We start from the raw sequence: 16,614 nt of genomic DNA, 5'->3' as shown, positions 1-16,614 counted from the left end.
ACGCGTTGAACCGCTGGAGACCGCCGGGGCGAATCTCTACTCAGTCGATAGTTTGATTAGGTCTCGGTCTGCTCCCTTGATCAAGGACAAGTATGTCGTCTCTACTCATTCAGTCATGCTCAGCAACCAAGCAAGACGTCGAAAAGCCGGTGCAGGCACTCGATTTGTACGATGGATACTTCTTCAGGATCATCAAGAAAGCAGTGCGCGCGGGCCGGTTCCAACCCGGACTTGACATCATAATTATATCAGCAAAACATGGTGTCGTCGAACCTGACGACGAAATTAGGTATTATGATCAACGGATGGACACAGAACGAGCCAAGGAACTGAACGATGCCGTCATCGAGGCTATCGCGGACAAGGTGGCCAAGGAGGGCTACGAGAAGGTATGGGTCAACCTGGGGAAGGACTATCTCCCGGCTGTCGACGGACTTGAGTCTGCTGTCGATGTTCCGGTCGGTTATATCGAGGGTTGTGGTATCGGGATGAAAGGCAAGCGGCTGAAACACCTAGTATCCAGCAGCCGATCCATTCCGGTGCACGGTGACTGATAATATGGTGTCGTTTGATATCGTTGCTGAGGCTGGCGAGGCACGACGTGGCCAGCTCCAGATCAACGACCGCACTCTGGAGACGCCACACCTGTTCCCCGTCATCAACTTCTACGGCGGCGGCAACGAAGGCGCTCTATTCGGTGGCGGCGTCCACCGTACAGTCAAGGAATTCCTCGCTCATGACAACGAAGTCACCGGTGGTGAAGACTACAGCGACCTCTTCCGGGGTGTGATGACGTCGATATCCTCCCTCGCCGATTACGGTATTCGAGAAAAGAAACTGAACTGGTATCTGGATAACGAGATCCGCGAGTGGGACTGTTTCAGCGACTATGACGGGATGATCTTCGCTGACTCCGGCGGCTACAAAATCCTGAAGCAGGGTGGCCTAGAAGGCCAGGACTTTGAGAAGGACATTGACCAGGACAAGGCGCTGGATATACAGCTGGCTCTAGGACCAGACATCGTGGTCAACCTTGATCACCCGATCCATCCTGATGACGAATTCGAAGAGCGGATCGAAAAGATGGAGCAGACAGCTGCCAACGCTGCCCGGTTCGCAGAACGCCGTGATGAGGTTGACGGGGCCTGCTATCTCACGGTACACGGCTATTATGAAGCGATGCTCGAACGATCCTTCGACCTCATCGAAGACGAACTCGCAGAACCAATCCCCGAAGTGTTCGATGGGATTGCTTTGGGTAGCCTCGTCCCGCGGAAAGACAACGTTGAGGTTCTCGTCGAAGCAGTATCCGACTGTAAGAGGGAGATGCAACAGCGAGGGTATGACAATCTTCCTCTACACGTATTAGGAATCTCAGGAAACGCAATGCCGCTACTCGTTGCTGTAGGGGCCGATACCTTCGATTCTGCCTCCTACCTACACCAAGCGATCAACGGGAAGTACTGCGTCAACCTGTTCGAGACGGTCCCGGTTGACGAGGCAGACTTCGATGCCTGTGATTGCCGCATCTGTAACGACGATTTCCACCGGGCACGGATGCGGAACGAGATGGACGACCTGTACCAGAAGGACATTCTCGGTTCAGTGGCGGCGCACAACTTGGCAGTTCAGCAACGGGAGCTCCGGGAGTTCCGCCAGTTAATCGCTGAAGGAGACGAAGAAAAGGTCGCTGAATACCTTGAAGAGGCTGTGAAGGACCAGAAGGGTTTCCGCAAGTTCGTCTACCAGCTGATCAACGAACGGATGAACCCGTACTTCGAGAATACAGACACAACCTATGCATAAGACACCACAAGTCAACGAGGTCAACGAGTTCATCGAAATAGCAAGCGACTTCGAAGACCCGTTGGAGGTCATCAGAGAAGCACTATCGAATTCCTATGACGCAGACGCGACGCAGGTCGACATCAAGATCGAGCAGGATGACGAGGGACGGAATACATTGGTCATCAAAGACGACGGCCACGGGATGGACGAAGACGACCTGTCGTCGTTCTTCGACCTGGGGAACTCGAACAAGGACGACGCCATCGGGTACAAGGGTCACGGCACCAAGATCTACTACAAGAGCGACAAGATACGCGTCGAGACCGTCAAGGACGGGACGCGGATCGAATCGGTGATGGACCAGCCGTGGGCGAAACTGAACAACCGCGAACTCCCCACGTACTCGGTCGACACGACGGACGTCGAGGAGCCGTCACGCACACGGATCGAGGTCCACGGCTTCCGGGCTGGCCAGGGCTTTGACCCACAGCAGCTCACATACAACAAGATTGAGCATTACATCAAGTGGAAGACAATCGGTGGGTCGACGGCCTGGTACTTCAACGACGACTTCCACGAGATGGAGATTACCGTCGAGCTCTCACCCTCGATCGACGATACCCGGGACCCGATCAAGACCGATAACCGGTTGAAATTCCCTGCCGAAAATCTGGATCCGGACGGCGAGTTCGTCGCGGAAGAGATGTGCAAGCACTACCCGCCACGGGAGCTGACCGTCACACTCGATGACGGCTGTGAATTGACAATCGAGGTTGTCGGGATGGTCGGTGGGAAGGAAGCCCGGAATAAGCTGCCGACCTACGGGAAGCACTCCGCCCAGTTCGGTATTTGGCTGGCGAAAGACCACATCAAGGTTGAACGGTATAATGACGCTATCGGTGCGGACAACGAGTTCTTCCACTTCTTCTTTATTGCCAACTGTCAGGATCTGGAGCTCTCCGCCAATCGGGAGAAGATCCGGAACAAATCCGGGGACGTCTACCAAGCCATCACGGATGAGTTGGACCGGTACATGACCAAGGTGTGCCAGGAGTCGTGGTACCGTAACTACATCGAACGCCGCAAGGTCGAGGACAAGAAACGCAGTATCCGGTCACAGGAAAGTTCGCTCCAAGAACGGTTAGAACGCACAGAGGAGCAGGAAGGGCTATCGCCGTCAAACCCGGCTGAGGTCATCGCCGCATTAGAACGGTACAGCGCCAATGGTGCGCCTGAAAACATCCAAATCGCGGACTTCCAGATGGACGATGAGGTCAATGCGATCCTCGCTACCGACGACGGGTTCGACAATGCATCATTACAAGTGAAACTTAGCGACTTCTTTGAAGACGAGACACCGCTAACTAACATCGACCGATTCGTCTGCTGGAAGCTTGGGGACCTCGACGCGCTCACCAGAATTGAACGTTCCTCATATATGGGCGAATCAATCCGCTTTGACTTTCAGAATAACGAGATCAAGTACGGTGATGGAGACTCGGAGTCCATTTCTATTCTCGAATTAAACGGCAAGGTTACGTAGTCCGATCATATCGTTATTTTAAGAGATGGTCAATCCACGGAAGCTAATTACCTCTTAATTCGATTATACGATTGTCCTTGAAACATTTGGAGAGACATCTTCTTCCACCAAAATAATTCCAGAGTGGCTTGAAACGGTCATTTTATTTCGCCTCGCTATGGGCGGAGGCGAGTTCTAATGAGACTCTCGATACAAGTTATCGATCAGGATGGGAACGAACAGACAATTTCCGGCGTCAAGCGGGATGACTGGGAAAATATGAATGATCCCTGTCCGGAGTGTGGAGGGCTTGAGTTCAACCATTTTTCAGCATCTGGCGGACATTACGGCTCACGTGATACTGCTGTCGTGATGCGTTCTGATTTTTGGGATGCTGACCGATCCCTATACACACGTTGCCGTGACTGCCGCGAGATACTCTACAAGCATCCTGCATTCGATCTTCTCTTTCTTTCGGATGATAGTGAGGAAATCCCTTTAGACTTCTAACCTCTCCTCACTAGAGCTTGAGGTCCTCGTACATCCGGTCAAGGATCGCCAGCGCCGACTGAAACTGGGCGTAGTTTTCGCGCATATACTCGACCGTCTCTGCTCTCGGTATCACCGGGTACCCTTCGACGTGCTCGATATCGAGTGACGCGCGTGGCTCGAGGACCATTTGTAGCGGTCCGCTAAGCTCGTCTCGGGGCTGTCGTTCGAATGCGGTCGGGAGGTCGAAGGACTCGAAGAACCCCTCCCAGGCGTCGACGTCCTGCTCACGAACAGCCAGGAACAGTGGATAGTCGTTGGGCTCGCGACCGACCTGGTAGCCGCCCTGAGTCCACACGTAGACGGCGTCGATCCGCGTGAACGCGAACGGCCAGTCACTGAACTGTGGGATGACGTATGTTTCCTCGATGGAGGGTGGACTGACGCCAGCGCTGGCAGCGACGAGCTCGAGCGCTGCATCGCGTACGCGCTCGTCGACTACAGTGAGGCCGTCATCATAGGAAACGTAGCCTGCCTCTTCCAGCCGATTGACGGCCTGTCTCACTGTCTCGTAGGGCGTGTGGAGGTGTTGGGCGACACGGCGGATGGAGTCACCACTCTCGATGGCGAGGATAGTCTGTGCCGCCGTGTCGTCGAGAACCTCATACATCTGGTAGTTACCAATAATCCGGTAACAGCTAAAGGTCTTACTAGAAGACGGGGTAGAACGGCTCTGTCTGAGTTCTATCACTCGGGACTCTCCCATTGAATGACTGAAGAATGTAGATCTCATAGCCAATCTGCATAATGTGGATAATGTAGATAATGTAAATTGGGCTTCTTCAATTGGTTCGTGTGGGTGGCAAAGATTGTGATGAATGCGTATGAAATGCTGATTATCTAAATTATGTAGATTGCGTAGGGTCGACGGTGATTATGCCAATTGAGATTGTGCCAACAATCTACGTAATGTACAAAATGTAGATTGTGTAGATGGCGTACGCAATCTGTCTGGCACAGAATTAAGATGGACGAGCATCATTGACCGCGTATGACCAGTGCAAAACGTACATTATCGACAAAACTCGCGCAACCTTCAACATCTACCCAATGTACATTACCTACAAAATGTACAAAATCCGCTTCTTACGGGGTGCTGAGCTATGAGTGCTGACGAGTTTGAAGGGCTCCCCGGAGCAGCTGTCTCGTTGCTCAAGGGAGGGGTAGGGAAATCCACGATCGCGCTCAACATCGCTGATCGACTCGCTGCTCGTGGCCATGAGACGGTACTATTGGATCTGGATAAGGACGGGCACATGACGACCCAGTTGGGATACGACGATGCGTACGACCGAGATGCGAACCTCGGTGACGCCCTTATCGATGGTGAGGACCCCGAAGACCTGCTTATCGAGACGGACTTCGGCGTTCACCTACTCCCGTCGAGTAACGAGCTCGAGAACGTCGAGACGAGGCTGAAGGACGAACGGTTCGCAGACGTGAAGCTTCGACGGAACGTCGTCGATCCGCTCATTCAAAACGGATACGACTACGTGATAATTGATGCCGCAGGCGGCCGTGGGAAACTCTCCGACAATGCCCTCATCGCCGTCCAGCGCGTCATAATCCCGCTAATCCCGCGTGCTGGCTCGATCAACGGCCTCAATAAGATGATTGAACGCCAGATCTCCCCAATCCGGCAGAATATCGGGTTGGATATCCTCGCAGTCACTCCGAATATGATTCGCGAAACAATGGGACAACGCAACGAGCATCGGACTCTCGTTGAAAATCTCAACCGGGAGTTCGGTTCATTCGTCCCCGAGTACGCTCGTGTGGACCCGGAGATCTTCGATGCCCTCGATGATTCGGAACGCACCATCGATAGTATTCCGAAGCCAGGGATTCGCGAACGGACCGCGATTTCTCGCGCGTTCAAGCAAGGAATGCCGGTCTCGGAGTTCGACGAAGATTGCGACCAGATCCCGAATTTCGATCACTTAGCGGACCTCGTGGAGGAACACAGCCATGCCTAATGAGGACGACCGTTTCGGGGACGTCGCTGAACAGCTCAAACAAACGGAGGAAGGAGCCGAATCGGATGACGACGAACGTACTGACGCCCAGGATGAACCGCAACCGGATGAAGAGATAACTACTGAGGACACAGAGTCGGAGACTGAGTCCATTCCTGAGCAGGATGAGGAGGATGTGGACGAATCCACCGGTGGACCGGCCTTCTCCTTTGATGAGACCGATATGCACGGCTTCTATGTCCGGGAGGACACGTGGGATGGCGTCACCCGGATGCGATCATCGGTAACTGCTGCGTGTTCTATGTTTGATGTTCCCGAGTTTGAGGGAAGAGAGTTTCAAGATGCGTGTCTCCGGGTAATTGCGGACCACGGTGATGAGGTTGCCCTCCAGATCCTCCGGGAGCGTGGTATCGAAGCCGATGAGGAACGTGTTCAGGAAGTTGTTGAGATGCTGAGCGAGCAAGCTACGAACGACTAACATTGGATTTGGCTGATTTTCCTCACCATTCAAATTTTGTGCGCATTGTACATTATGCAGATTGTGTAGCAAGCTATCTGCTTGCAGTCTTGCGATTATTCTCAGAACCGGGTCCGAACGGCGGTCGCGGTGGAGTTGAGACTGGCCTTCTCAATGCACAGAGGCAATATCGGTTTGAGTCAATTACATCACATCACGTCTTCCTCCCATCATCACTGTCTCACTCAAGGAGGGGAACAGCATCGGTCCACAGTCGTTGGAAGTACTGCTCAAACTCGGAGACTACTTGCGAATCTTTGATCCCGATCACACCGATCCTGTCTTCACCAGATACTGGATGTAGCACATCGATCGTTGTCTCCACATTGTCCACGATATCAAACGAAAGCGCAATCTCAGGAGTCGTTCTGACAGTTATGTCTGCGGGCTGGTTTTCAATTAGATGTGGGAATCGGTCGGGGAGTACGGTAACTGCTTTTTCACTGAAGAGGAGGTCGACAGACAAATCCGTATTAGCACCCTTGAAAAAGCCTTCCACTTCAGATTGGAGTGTCTCCCACGTCGCATCCTCGTAGGGAGGCCCGACGGCTGCTTTGACAACGCTCTCCGCGGTTCGCATATGCTGCTGGAGTGCTGTACTCATTTCGTCACTCCCGAGCGATCCAAGCCAGAAACTACTCTCTGTTGGTGGTGTCGGCAAAAGGTTCGAACGAACTGTTTCTGCTTTCTCGCGGTAACGATCCCACTCTTGTTTCAGTTCATACGCTCGTTCAGCCAGAAGCCTATCGACGACGGTTTCTGGCTGTACGGCGACGTACTGATTTGGATCGCTTGACTGTCTCCAGATCAGCTTGCGAGCTTCAAGACCGTTTAGTACGTCGTAGATACGGCCTTTTGGAACCCCACTAGTATCAGAGAGTTCAGCTGCCGTCACAGCTCCTGTTACGAGAAGAGTTCGATAGGCCTTCTCCTCGTAACTTGAGAGTCCAAGCTCGCCCAATTCCGTCATGCTTTGTCATTGTGCCTCCAAACAAATTGTAAGTGCTGTTTTGTTTCAGTAGTCGTATATCGGGGGCTTCGAGACCTAACGATATGCATCCGTACGTACTGCTCGCTGGTGCAATACTCTCCGAATTATTCGGGACGACTGCCCTCAAACTCTCCGATGGATTTTCACAACCGGTTCCCAGTATTGGGGTTGTCCTCGGATATGGGGCAGCGTTCTATCTACTATCCCTGACGTTAGAGGAATTACCGATGGGTGTCGTCTATGGGACATGGGCAGCATTGGGTATTGTCGGTGTGGCAGGTATCGGGGCCGTTGTTTTTGATGAACCAGTTGATCTGGCAGGCCTTCTCGGAATTGGCCTCATTATCAGTGGCGTCTACTTCGTCAACGTGGTGTCACAGATGTCTGCCCACTAAGATGGTGGGCACCGGGCCTGTGTAGAAACAACCGAAAAGTGGCACTGTGTTCCAACATCTTGTTCGTCCGCTCTTGAGTAGTTGTTCTCCAACGATGTCAAACAGGTATGATGTGATCATCGCTGGGGCAGGTCCAGCGGGGGCGCAGTGTGCACGAGATCTAGCTGACCGTGGGTACGATGTTGTCGTCCTAGAAACCGAAGCAGAAGATGAATTCCCAGCTCAAAGTAACAAATCTACCGGCGGAACGTTTGCGTCAATGATGACCTCCTTCGGCATCCCGGACGATGTCGTTATGCACGCGACTGAATCAGTAGTTATTGAATCTCCAAATGAACACTTTATCCAGGACCAGCCGGGCTTTGTCTTGGACTTTGAGGCGTTCAAGAAGTTCCTTGTCGAGGATGGTCGTCACAAGGGTGCTGAGTATCGGTTTGATGCTCGTGTTCGTGACCCGATCGTCGAAGATGGTGATCTCGTTGGTGTCCGTTATAACCGTGACCAGGAGGTCTTTGGCGAAATCGTTATTGATGCTACGGGTCCGGCTGCGCCACTGGCTAAAGATCTGGGGATAGCCAATCTTGAGCGGGAGAACCACGCGATTGGTATTGAATACTTATTCGAAGGCGTCAATCTCAATCATCCCGAGTTTGCTGATCTCACTGACGCGATGATGTTGCGGTTGGACCACGAGTACGCCCCTGGAGGTTATTCGTGGATCTTCCATACGGGTGACGACACAGCAAAAGTCGGTATCTGTTACATCCAGAATGAACGCTATCAAGAAAACGCCATTCACGATCGCACCGTCGACGGGTATCTCGAACATTGGCTTGATACTGACCCACGGTTCGAGAACGCTAGACAAATCGCAGAGAGTCCAGTTCGGGGATCAGCACATGTACAGCCCCCCGGATCGATGAGTACTGATTCGTTTATGGCGATCGGTGATACTGTCCCATCGGTTGATCCTGTCTGGGGAGAGGGAATCTACAAGTGTATGAAATCAGCTCGAGCAGCTGCAATGACAGCCGACCGCTGTCTGACGAGGACGAAAAACACCTCTGCTGAGGAGATGGGAGTCTACGACGACCTATGGAACGAGCAAGTTGCCCCCAGACAAGACCGTCGATTGATGATGACGAGGTTGCTATACCTTGCACCAAACGAACGGTACGACCGACTCATGCAAGATCTGAACAAGCTCTCTCGAGATACCCTTTCAGATATTAACGATGGGAGCAAGCAGGAAATTGTAAAACTGTTGTATCCCAGTGATCTATCCTACCTCTGGAAATACTGGCGAGAAACACAATTTGGGAGTGTCTCTTACTCCAACTAACCACAACACTTCCGCTGATGAATCCAACTTCTATCCGATCTTGATCAACTGGTCTTGGACGTTTTGCTATCAGTACCTACATGGCTATGACCCCCGAGTCGCGTCGAACAGTCTTTCGCCAAATCGCTCATTGTTCCTATGTCGATTGGCCAACGTATGGGTCTAGCCCGCTGTTCGATCGCTCGTCGCTTCCCGCACTGGAGTCGGATGTCCGCGTCGTCGCAAAAACGTGGTTCCAGCAAGACGAACACGAGGGCGTTGAACCATTCGTCCACACATTACCGCTTGCATACGTCCAGTTCGATGCCCACGACCGATACGCAGGCTCGACGAGCTACGAGATTGAGACTCTGTTTCGCCTATTCCTGTTAAAAGAACTCTACGACTGGGACCACGAAACCGCGCTCGTCGAATACCTCACCAAGCATCCCGATCTCTGTGATCAACTTGGCCTGGAGTCGGCCCCCGATCAGTCAACCCTATGGCGTAGCTGGCATCACCGGTTCACGGCCGAACTCCAAGACACCGTCGAGACGGCAGCGCGAACAATCCTCATCAAAGCCCAAAATGCGGGTGTCTCTGTTCCACGAGAACCAGAACGGCAGAGCCGCAGACACCATGATGAGAATGAAGAATCGGACCCCGATGATCAGACTGTATTAGAGCAGGCCGAGACCGTTACTGAGCAGGTGAGTCGCGTTGCCTTCCCAGCGTTCTCACTGGACCGTGGCGAGGGTTGTGAGATCCACGAGAATGCCTACTGGGACCTCCAAACCTACCTGGGGCTTCGAGAAAACCTCGCCGTCAATGAGGGGGCTCGCAGTTTCATTCACGAGTCCAATCGGGAGCGGACACCGCTCGGCCACGCCCATCGCGAGCATCTCCGCGACCTCTCAATTGAGCAGATACGCGAGATGTACCGCCACGCCGTGAGTCGCCTCTTGGATCGAGTCGCAGAGACGGAGGCGTTCTACCGGGCTGGCATCGTTGCCATCGATATCACTGAATCAGACCCCTTTACTGGTGACCGAGATGGCCACGAAGATGAGATTATCGGCACGAAAGAGAACACCGACGAGTACGCCTACCAGTGGGCCACGGTCCAGCTGGTCGGGAATGCCGTCCCAATCGTCTTAGATGCGCGCCCAGTCCGGAAAGGGGACACACGCAAGGAGATCGTCGAGGACCTCTTGGATTCGGCAGAGGCAGCTGTTCATGTCGATAACGTACTGATGGACCGTGAGTTCGACAGCCAGCATATCCTGGAGATGCTGAGTCTACGTGGGCTCTCCTACGTCGTCCCGAAGCGGATGCAGACCAGCGAGAAGGCCCAAGCCAAGCGCCTTCTCAAGCGCGACAAGGATCGGTATGAGACCGACCGGAAGCTACATGTCGGCGACAACGAGTGGCACTCGACGACGCTAATCTACCGACGGAAAGAGAACTCCGCGCACACTGATCATCGGCAGTACTCGGTGTTCATGACAAATCGGAAGAGTGGCCTTCTCTCGGAGTATGGCTACCGGTGGGAGATCGAGAGTGGCTACAAGTCGATCAAACGGTTCATGGGCGCGACGACCTCGAAGAATTTTAGCCTCCGATTCTTCTACTTCGCGTTCGCCTGTCTCCTGTACTCGATCTGGCGAGCGGTCGATCTATTGGTACAGGTACAGTTGACCGGTGAATACGAGCATTCACCGATTGTAACAGCCGACAATACGCTAACGCTGGTGAAGAAGGAAACCGGAATCGGATAGTAACGAGACTCTCTCCGCAATAGCGGGGCGTCTGAGTGGCTACGCTGTCGAAAGTCGCCGAAATTCGCGTATATGGTTGGAAGTTCAACAGAACCGCCCGTCTGGAGAGAAATCTGAGTCGGCTTCCGATCACTGAATCGGCCGAAACAACGCATCACAGGCCCGCTATACCCGCTGTAGTCTCAACTTCCCACAACCTCGGAGGATAGATTTGATGCGTGCCTTCGAATCAGTTCGAAATGAACTGGAAATAAATCATAGTTGACCTCTTGTACCCCGTCAATATCGACGGCACCGACAGGGCGCTCCGACGACTCATACAACGGCATAGATGTGTCCGTAGACGTTGCCGCAGATTATGACTGATGGGTCACGGTCGGTTCTCCAACGACTTCAGAGGCTGTGGAGATCGATATCGACCATTGGAAACACGATTACCTTGCTCCATATGGCAGTTGACGCGGGATGGGCGAGATTCTTGTTTGAGTATTTGGGTTGGCGGTTGTAGCTCGATACTTGGACAACTCTGAGGGGATGGTTTGCGTGGGGTACTCTCATATCGATGTCGGCGAGTTAGGTGATGGCGCTACCAAGGTACCCAAGGAGCCCAACAGTATATCGCGGTAACTCTCATTACGAGTGTGAGGGGTACACCGCCGCGTTCATACCCCTTCGACGGAGAATAGGGTGGCGTCTCTGAGAACAGCCTGCACGCGGCGGTGCCAAGCGTCAGCGAAGGCCTCCCGTTGCTGGTCGCTTGCCGATCCGTCGAGAATCCTCTGGAGGTTCCCGATTGCGGGTCCACCGCTAGGAACGTCGCTGACGTGGTAGGCCACTTCGACGGTCTCGTCCGTGTCGGTTCGCCGGAACCGGAACGTCGGGTCCGCCGTGTCCGGGTCGAACCCGTCGAAGCACAGGAGGTCGCGGCGGCCGCCATAGCCGCCGGCGAGCCCGCTGAATCCGTCATCGCCGGTCGCGCCAGTCACGTACGAGATGATACGGCTCATCACGCCGTACGCAGCATCCTCCTGCGGGCCGGCCGTCTGGACCTCGATTTCGCTCCGGACTGGATAGTCGTCGGGATACAGGGCGTCGAGCCCGAGCTGGACGATCCGGTAGGCGCCCGAGGCAGTCGGACAGGAGTGTCCTGCCTCTTTCACCGCGTCTCTATAAGCGATGACGAACGGCTCGCCCGGTTCGAGGACGTCGAGGGCCTCCGCGACGGGGTCGCGGATTTCGATCGGCTCGACGTCGTAGTCGACCTGCCAATTGGTTCTCGTCTGGGTCGTGTCAGTCGCAGTCGAATTCGATGTCATGAGTTGTGGTTGTGATCGTGTCTCGTGGTCAGTAGCGGAGCAGTCGCATCCCGTTGAGGATGACGAGGAGGACGCTGGCCTCGTGGACCAGCATTCCCGACGCGAGGGTGACGTAGCTGGTGAGCACGCCCGCGAGGAGGACGGTCACGGTCAGCACCGCGATCCCGACGTTCTCGAGGACGTTCCAGCGCGTCGCCTTGCTGAGTTTGACCGCGTACGGGATGCGTTCGAGGTCGTCGGCCATCAACGCCATGTCAGCCGTTTCGATAGCGGTGTCCGTTCCCGCAGCACCCATCGCGATGCCGACATCGGCAGTGGCCAGCGATGGCGCGTCGTTGATGCCGTCGCCGACCATCGCGACGACGTGGCCGTCGGCCTGGTAGCCCTCGATGACGGACTGCTTGTCCTCGGGGAGGAGTTCGGCACGGTACTCGTCGATACCGACCTCCTCGGCAACGGCAGCGGCCGTCCGATCGTTGTCGCCGGTGAGCATCACCGTCTCGATGCCAGCGTCTTGGAGCGCCGCGACGACCCCAGGAGCGGCCTCCCGGAGCTCGTCCCGCATCGCAATCGCGCCGATGATGTCCCCGTCCCGAACGACGTGGACGACTGTCTCGCCGCGCCCCTCACGCTCGCGGACGTAGTCGGCGACCCGATCGGGGACATCGACGTCGCGGTCGTCCAGCAGCGCGCGGTTGCCGACGACGACTTCCTGGCCATCGGCATGGGCGATGACGCCCTTGCCGGCGACCACGTCGAAGTCGTCGGGATCGGGGACCGACCTGCGCCCCACGTCCGTATCGTCCGCTTGGGCGACCGTCGCTCCACCGTCCGTCGCAGCCGTCTGGCGTTCGCGGGCCATGTCGACGATGGCGTCCGCGAGGTGGTGTTCGCTCTTCTTCTCGGCGGTCGCTGCGAGCGAGAGGACGTCGGCGGCGGCGACGCCGAACCCCTCGATGTCGGAGACGGTGGTCTCGCCCTTCGTGAGCGTCCCCGTCTTGTCGAAGGCGACGAGATCGATCTTGCCGGCGCGTTCGAGGTGTTCGCCGCCCTTCATCAGCACGCCCGACCGGGCGGCGTTACCGATGGCCGAGACGATGCTGACCGGTGGCCCGATGACCAGCGCGCCCGGACAGCCGATGACCAGCAGCGTCAGCGACAGGATCGCGTTCTGCGTGACCGCGTACGCGCCGATAGCCAGGGCAATGACGGCCGGCGTGTAGTACTTCGCGAACCGGTCGATGAGACTCTCCGTGGGCGACTGAGCCTCCTGGGCCTCCTCGACGCGACGGATGATCCGTTCGAGAGTCGTATCCGATCCCGCTCCCGTCGTCCGGATTTCTAGCGCGCCCTCCTGGTTGACCGTCCCGGCGTACACCTCGTCGCTGTCGGCCTTGTGGACGGGCGCGCTCTCGCCGGTGACCGGCGCCTGGTTGACTGCGCTCTCGCCGTCGACGACGGTTCCGTCGACCGGGATCTTCCCGCCCGGCTTTACGACGACGACTTCGCCCTCTTCGACATCGCGGGCGGAGACCTCTTGGAGTGTCCCGTCGCGACGGACGGTCGCCGTGTCGGGCGTCATCTCCAGTAGCTCCTGAAGTGCCGTCCGGGTCTTCCGCATCGTCCGGCCTTCGAGGTAGCTGCCAAGGCTGAACAGGAAGACGACGGCGGCGGCTTCCCAGTACTCCCCGATGACGATAGCACCGATGGCGGCCAGCGTCACCAGCGTCTTGATGCCGAGCGTCCGGTTGGTGACCTCGTGGTAAGCGGTCTTGGCGATGTCGTAGCCACCCACGACCGTCGCGAGGACGAGGATGGCGGCGCTTGCCATCTCGAAACTCGTGAGGTAGCCGAGACTCCAGCCACCGCCGTACAGCAGGCCGCTCGTCGCCGTGACGATGGCCTTCCGGTGGTTCCGGTAGTACTGCGTGATCGATTGTTTGTTCATAGTGTTAGGCGGGCTGGGGAGTGTACCCCTGGTTTTCGATGGTCTCTGCGAAGGCGTCGGGGTCAGTGACGCTGTCGTCGTACTCGATCTCGACGCGGCCGGTCGCGTAGTGGACTTCGACGTGCTGGACGCCGTCGACGTTCGACAGGGCGCGTTCGACGGTACTCGCGCAGGTCGGGCAGTCGAAGTCGAGGACGCGGAATTGGGTTGTGTCGCTCATTACAGTTTGAGATAGTGCCCGTACCTCAATAAGTATTTTTTAGATGATATGTTTGAATTCGGATACGGGTCGTTGGAACAGTCAAACGGGTCGTCTAGGGCTTTCGCTATCGCGGGTCCATCCTGTACTGGATACCTCGACAGACACCTACCCGACTCCTGCCCCGCTACCTTTTCCCGCGTGCTCGCGCTCAGTTCTCGTATGAGTGATTCCGATACCGACCACCGTCTCGACGACATCGCGGTGCGAGACACTCGGATTTCGGACGCCATCGACGAGCCGATGCGGGCGATGGTCCTCGACATTCTGTCCGAGGAAGCCCTAACTGCGACCGAGGTCCACGAACGCCTCGACGATCGCGGCATCGACCGGACGGAGAACACGGTCCGCCATCACATCAACGAGCTCCGGGATGCGGGCCTCGTCGACGTCGTTCGCTTCGAGGAGGGGCGTGGTGGGACGACGAAGTACTACCACGCGAACACGATCGTCCTCTCGTACTCACTACCAGATTCGGCCGACGCCGCCGTCGAGGAGATGATCGACGCTGCCCAGCCCCAGATCACGGACGCGCTCACTACGCTCACCGACGAGTACGACGACGCTATTGAGGAGATCGTCGAGGATATGCAGCCCTGCGAGCACTGCCAGACCCAGAAGTACGAGACGTACGTTCTTCTGACCGTCCTGCGACGTGCGTTCGTTCGCGCCCACAGAAATTCCTGAGGGGGAACCACCCCTACGCTGGCAGGGTCTTAGAAGGAGAACCGATCACGCGCGGATTGCATCGCGAGGCGAGTCAGGAGTCGCGCAGGGCCACGCTTTGGGAGGTCCCGTACAGTCTCGATGCTGGTCGGCGGTTCACTACCACCAATGTCTAACTCCCAGCCTGTCTCGTCCATGAAGCGTTCGACAGCCTGATTTACTCGCTGTCGCACGTCGTCCGAGTCCATTGTCTCGGGCACACCATTCCGGAGGACGACGTCGCCGTCAACGATCACTGTCTCGACGTCGGCCGGCACCGCGTTGTTCACGACCTGTGCAGGAATATTGGTCCGTGGCGTGAACTTCGGTTTGTCGACGTCGAGGAGGATAATATCCGCGCGCTTTCCCGCTTCAATACTGCCGATCTCGTCGCCCATCCCCAGCGCGCGTGCGCCTTCAATAGTGAGCATTCGTATCAGTTCCATCGAGTCGAACTGCCCGGCTGAACGCTTGAGATTTGCCGCCAGCCGAGCTTGCCGCGCTTCACCGAACATGCTGTACGAGTCGTGCCAGTAGTGGTCGTCAATCCCTACTCCGACGTCGACGCCGGCGGCTCGAAGCTCGGGAACGGGCGTCCACTGCGTCTCCCCGTCCGGATTCCAGTAACAGAAGACGGACGGGCAGTGCGCAACAGCCGCGTCCGCCTCGGCGGTTCGCTGGATGTCCTCTTCGTCGGCGAGGCGGAAGTGAGCAGCGACCAGTCGGTCGTCCAGGAGTCCAACGTCGTCGAGCAATCCCACCGAGTCCTCGCCACCGTTCGCTCGTGCCATCGTGTTACTCTCCTCGAGTTCGAGCAAGTGCGTGTGGACGAGCAGGTCCGGGTACTCTGCGGCGAGGGACGCGGTCCGTTCCCACAGCTGCCTGGTACACGACCAGTCGTCGTGCGGGCAGATCGTCGCCCTGATTCGGCCCTCGTACGTGTCGTGGTACGTTTCGACGAACTCGCGAGCACGGGAGAACTGCTGATCGACTGGTTGGTCCCAGAAGAGGTCCGAGATCGCCGGGCCGAAAAATCCGCGGAGCCCTGCTTCCCCGAACGCCTCTGCACCTGCGGCAGGCCGTGCGTCCATCGAGTTCACGGTCGTGACACCGCCCAAGAGGAAATTGAGCGCTGCGAGCTCGACGCCTGCCTCGACGAGGTACTCGAATTCGCCGTTCCCTAATCTGTTAAACAAGGCCGTCCCACTCCCAAGCATCTCCGTCAGCTCGAGTTCGCTAAACGCACCGATGAGCGGTGTCATCTCCAAGTGCGTGTGGGCGTTCACCAACCCCGGCATCACCAGTTTCCCGTTCCCGTCGATAACGGTGGACGCTTCTAATTCTCCGTCTCCTGCACGTGATGGTCGGACTTCTTCGATACAGCCATCGGTGATGCATACTGTGCCGCGCTCGTACAGGCGGTTCCGCTCGTCGGCTGTGAGAACGAGTGCATCATGGATTGCCAGATCGACAGCCATCGTAAATTAGGAAGTGGATGTGACAGTTACCGTACTGGACAACCGAGCAGGCCGGCGAAGGCTGTTCTTCC

At 56.3% G+C, this 16,614-nt stretch carries 16 protein-coding genes and 1 pseudogene; 11 read left to right on the top strand and 6 right to left on the bottom strand.

What is annotated here, in order from left to right; all coding sequences use genetic code 11:
• Positions 1–149 precede the first annotated feature (149 nt).
• From ACOZ35_RS00370 to ACOZ35_RS00355, 4 genes are all read left to right on the top strand, one after another.
• Complete coding sequence (locus tag ACOZ35_RS00370; protein WP_137711729.1) at positions 150–554, top strand: DUF6884 domain-containing protein; 405 nt, start codon at positions 150–152, stop codon at positions 552–554.
• Positions 547–1,806 (top strand): tRNA-guanine transglycosylase, encoded by a 1,260-nt coding sequence (locus ACOZ35_RS00365; protein WP_135830615.1) that lies wholly within the window; start codon positions 547–549, stop codon positions 1,804–1,806. The genes ACOZ35_RS00370 and ACOZ35_RS00365 overlap by 8 nt, the downstream gene beginning before the upstream one ends.
• Positions 1,799–3,331: an ATP-binding protein gene (locus tag ACOZ35_RS00360; RefSeq protein ID WP_135830616.1), complete on the top strand. Its 1,533-nt coding sequence runs from the start codon at positions 1,799–1,801 to the stop codon at positions 3,329–3,331. The genes ACOZ35_RS00365 and ACOZ35_RS00360 overlap by 8 nt, the downstream gene beginning before the upstream one ends.
• Before the next feature lie 177 nt (positions 3,332–3,508).
• On the top strand, positions 3,509–3,820 hold the full coding sequence (locus ACOZ35_RS00355) for a hypothetical protein (RefSeq protein ID WP_135830617.1): 312 nt from the start codon (positions 3,509–3,511) through the stop codon (positions 3,818–3,820).
• A gap of 10 nt (positions 3,821–3,830) precedes the next feature.
• On the opposite strand, the gene ACOZ35_RS00350 is transcribed toward ACOZ35_RS00355, so the two are convergent.
• Positions 3,831–4,469 carry a helix-turn-helix domain-containing protein gene (locus ACOZ35_RS00350; protein WP_424013272.1) on the bottom strand — a complete coding sequence of 213 codons (639 nt, stop codon included), beginning with the start codon at positions 4,467–4,469 and terminating at the stop codon, positions 3,831–3,833.
• Positions 4,470–4,962: 493 nt separating this feature from the next.
• Between ACOZ35_RS00350 and ACOZ35_RS00345 the strand changes: the two genes are divergently transcribed.
• Positions 4,963–5,835 (top strand): ParA family protein, encoded by an 873-nt coding sequence (locus ACOZ35_RS00345; RefSeq protein ID WP_128904668.1) that lies wholly within the window; start codon positions 4,963–4,965, stop codon positions 5,833–5,835.
• On the top strand, positions 5,828–6,313 hold the full coding sequence (locus ACOZ35_RS00340; RefSeq protein ID WP_121513335.1) for a hypothetical protein: 486 nt from the start codon (positions 5,828–5,830) through the stop codon (positions 6,311–6,313). The genes ACOZ35_RS00345 and ACOZ35_RS00340 overlap by 8 nt, the downstream gene beginning before the upstream one ends.
• A gap of 220 nt (positions 6,314–6,533) precedes the next feature.
• Here ACOZ35_RS00340 and ACOZ35_RS00335 read toward each other — a convergent pair whose 3' ends face one another.
• Positions 6,534–7,322 (bottom strand): TrmB family transcriptional regulator, encoded by a 789-nt coding sequence (locus ACOZ35_RS00335; protein WP_424013271.1) that lies wholly within the window; start codon positions 7,320–7,322, stop codon positions 6,534–6,536.
• Positions 7,323–7,405: 83 nt separating this feature from the next.
• Here ACOZ35_RS00335 and ACOZ35_RS00330 point away from each other — a divergent pair, with 83 nt between their 5' ends.
• The 4 genes and pseudogenes from ACOZ35_RS00330 to ACOZ35_RS00315 form a co-directional block, all read left to right on the top strand.
• Complete coding sequence (locus ACOZ35_RS00330) at positions 7,406–7,738, top strand: DMT family transporter (RefSeq protein WP_080505327.1); 333 nt, start codon at positions 7,406–7,408, stop codon at positions 7,736–7,738.
• A gap of 94 nt (positions 7,739–7,832) precedes the next feature.
• Entirely contained in the window at positions 7,833–9,080 is a 1,248-nt protein-coding gene (locus tag ACOZ35_RS00325; protein WP_424013270.1) for a digeranylgeranylglycerophospholipid reductase, read from the top strand.
• A gap of 80 nt (positions 9,081–9,160) precedes the next feature.
• A complete protein-coding gene (locus ACOZ35_RS00320) occupies positions 9,161–10,837 on the top strand; it encodes a transposase (protein WP_424013269.1) in 1,677 nt (558 codons plus the stop codon).
• Positions 10,838–11,186: 349 nt separating this feature from the next.
• A pseudogene (locus ACOZ35_RS00315) lies at positions 11,187–11,464 on the top strand (site-specific integrase); the annotation flags it as partial.
• A 35-nt stretch (positions 11,465–11,499) separates the two neighbouring features.
• Here ACOZ35_RS00315 and ACOZ35_RS00310 read toward each other — a convergent pair.
• The 3 genes from ACOZ35_RS00310 to ACOZ35_RS00300 are packed head-to-tail and all read right to left on the bottom strand — an operon-like array spanning position 11,500 to position 14,321.
• On the bottom strand, positions 11,500–12,153 hold the full coding sequence (locus ACOZ35_RS00310) for a hypothetical protein (RefSeq protein WP_006186940.1): 654 nt from the start codon (positions 12,151–12,153) through the stop codon (positions 11,500–11,502).
• Positions 12,154–12,181: 28 nt separating this feature from the next.
• A complete protein-coding gene (locus ACOZ35_RS00305) occupies positions 12,182–14,101 on the bottom strand; it encodes a heavy metal translocating P-type ATPase (protein WP_006186939.1) in 1,920 nt (639 codons plus the stop codon).
• A 4-nt stretch (positions 14,102–14,105) separates the two neighbouring features.
• Positions 14,106–14,321 carry a heavy-metal-associated domain-containing protein gene (locus ACOZ35_RS00300; RefSeq protein ID WP_004048661.1) on the bottom strand — a complete coding sequence of 72 codons (216 nt, stop codon included), beginning with the start codon at positions 14,319–14,321 and terminating at the stop codon, positions 14,106–14,108.
• A gap of 201 nt (positions 14,322–14,522) precedes the next feature.
• Between ACOZ35_RS00300 and ACOZ35_RS00295 the strand changes: the two genes are divergently transcribed.
• Complete coding sequence (locus tag ACOZ35_RS00295) at positions 14,523–15,047, top strand: ArsR/SmtB family transcription factor (RefSeq protein ID WP_004048660.1); 525 nt, start codon at positions 14,523–14,525, stop codon at positions 15,045–15,047.
• Positions 15,048–15,076: 29 nt separating this feature from the next.
• Here ACOZ35_RS00295 and ACOZ35_RS00290 read toward each other — a convergent pair whose 3' ends face one another.
• Positions 15,077–16,543, bottom strand: a complete 1,467-nt coding sequence (locus ACOZ35_RS00290; protein ID WP_050051507.1) for an amidohydrolase family protein — start codon at positions 16,541–16,543, stop codon at positions 15,077–15,079.
• Positions 16,544–16,614: the final 71 nt, after the last annotated feature.

Source organism: Halorubrum xinjiangense (genome assembly GCF_049604745.1).
GTDB classification, from domain to species: Archaea; Halobacteriota; Halobacteria; order Halobacteriales; family Haloferacaceae; genus Halorubrum; species Halorubrum xinjiangense_A.
This window is presented reverse-complemented; position numbering and strand designations above follow the sequence as displayed.

Bases quoted from the DNA above. Each gene is read 5' to 3' on its own strand.
- ACOZ35_RS00305 (WP_006186939.1), bottom strand. From the start codon at position 14,101: ATGAACAAACAATCGATCACGCAGTACTACCGGAACCACCGGAAGGCC.
- ACOZ35_RS00345 (WP_128904668.1), top strand. From the start codon at position 4,963: ATGAGTGCTGACGAGTTTGAAGGGCTCCCCGGAGCAGCTGTCTCGTTG.
- ACOZ35_RS00320 (WP_424013269.1), top strand. From the start codon at position 9,161: ATGGCTATGACCCCCGAGTCGCGTCGAACAGTCTTTCGCCAAATCGCT.
- ACOZ35_RS00340 (WP_121513335.1), top strand. From the start codon at position 5,828: ATGCCTAATGAGGACGACCGTTTCGGGGACGTCGCTGAACAGCTCAAA.
- ACOZ35_RS00335 (WP_424013271.1), bottom strand. From the start codon at position 7,322: ATGACGGAATTGGGCGAGCTTGGACTCTCAAGTTACGAGGAGAAGGCC.
- ACOZ35_RS00310 (WP_006186940.1), bottom strand. From the start codon at position 12,153: ATGACATCGAATTCGACTGCGACTGACACGACCCAGACGAGAACCAAT.
- ACOZ35_RS00360 (WP_135830616.1), top strand. From the start codon at position 1,799: ATGCATAAGACACCACAAGTCAACGAGGTCAACGAGTTCATCGAAATA.
- ACOZ35_RS00350 (WP_424013272.1), bottom strand. From the start codon at position 4,469: ATGTATGAGGTTCTCGACGACACGGCGGCACAGACTATCCTCGCCATC.
- ACOZ35_RS00355 (WP_135830617.1), top strand. From the start codon at position 3,509: ATGAGACTCTCGATACAAGTTATCGATCAGGATGGGAACGAACAGACA.
- ACOZ35_RS00295 (WP_004048660.1), top strand. From the start codon at position 14,523: ATGAGTGATTCCGATACCGACCACCGTCTCGACGACATCGCGGTGCGA.
- ACOZ35_RS00300 (WP_004048661.1), bottom strand. From the start codon at position 14,321: ATGAGCGACACAACCCAATTCCGCGTCCTCGACTTCGACTGCCCGACC.
- ACOZ35_RS00325 (WP_424013270.1), top strand. From the start codon at position 7,833: ATGTCAAACAGGTATGATGTGATCATCGCTGGGGCAGGTCCAGCGGGG.
- ACOZ35_RS00290 (WP_050051507.1), bottom strand. From the start codon at position 16,543: ATGGCTGTCGATCTGGCAATCCATGATGCACTCGTTCTCACAGCCGAC.
- ACOZ35_RS00330 (WP_080505327.1), top strand. From the start codon at position 7,406: ATGCATCCGTACGTACTGCTCGCTGGTGCAATACTCTCCGAATTATTC.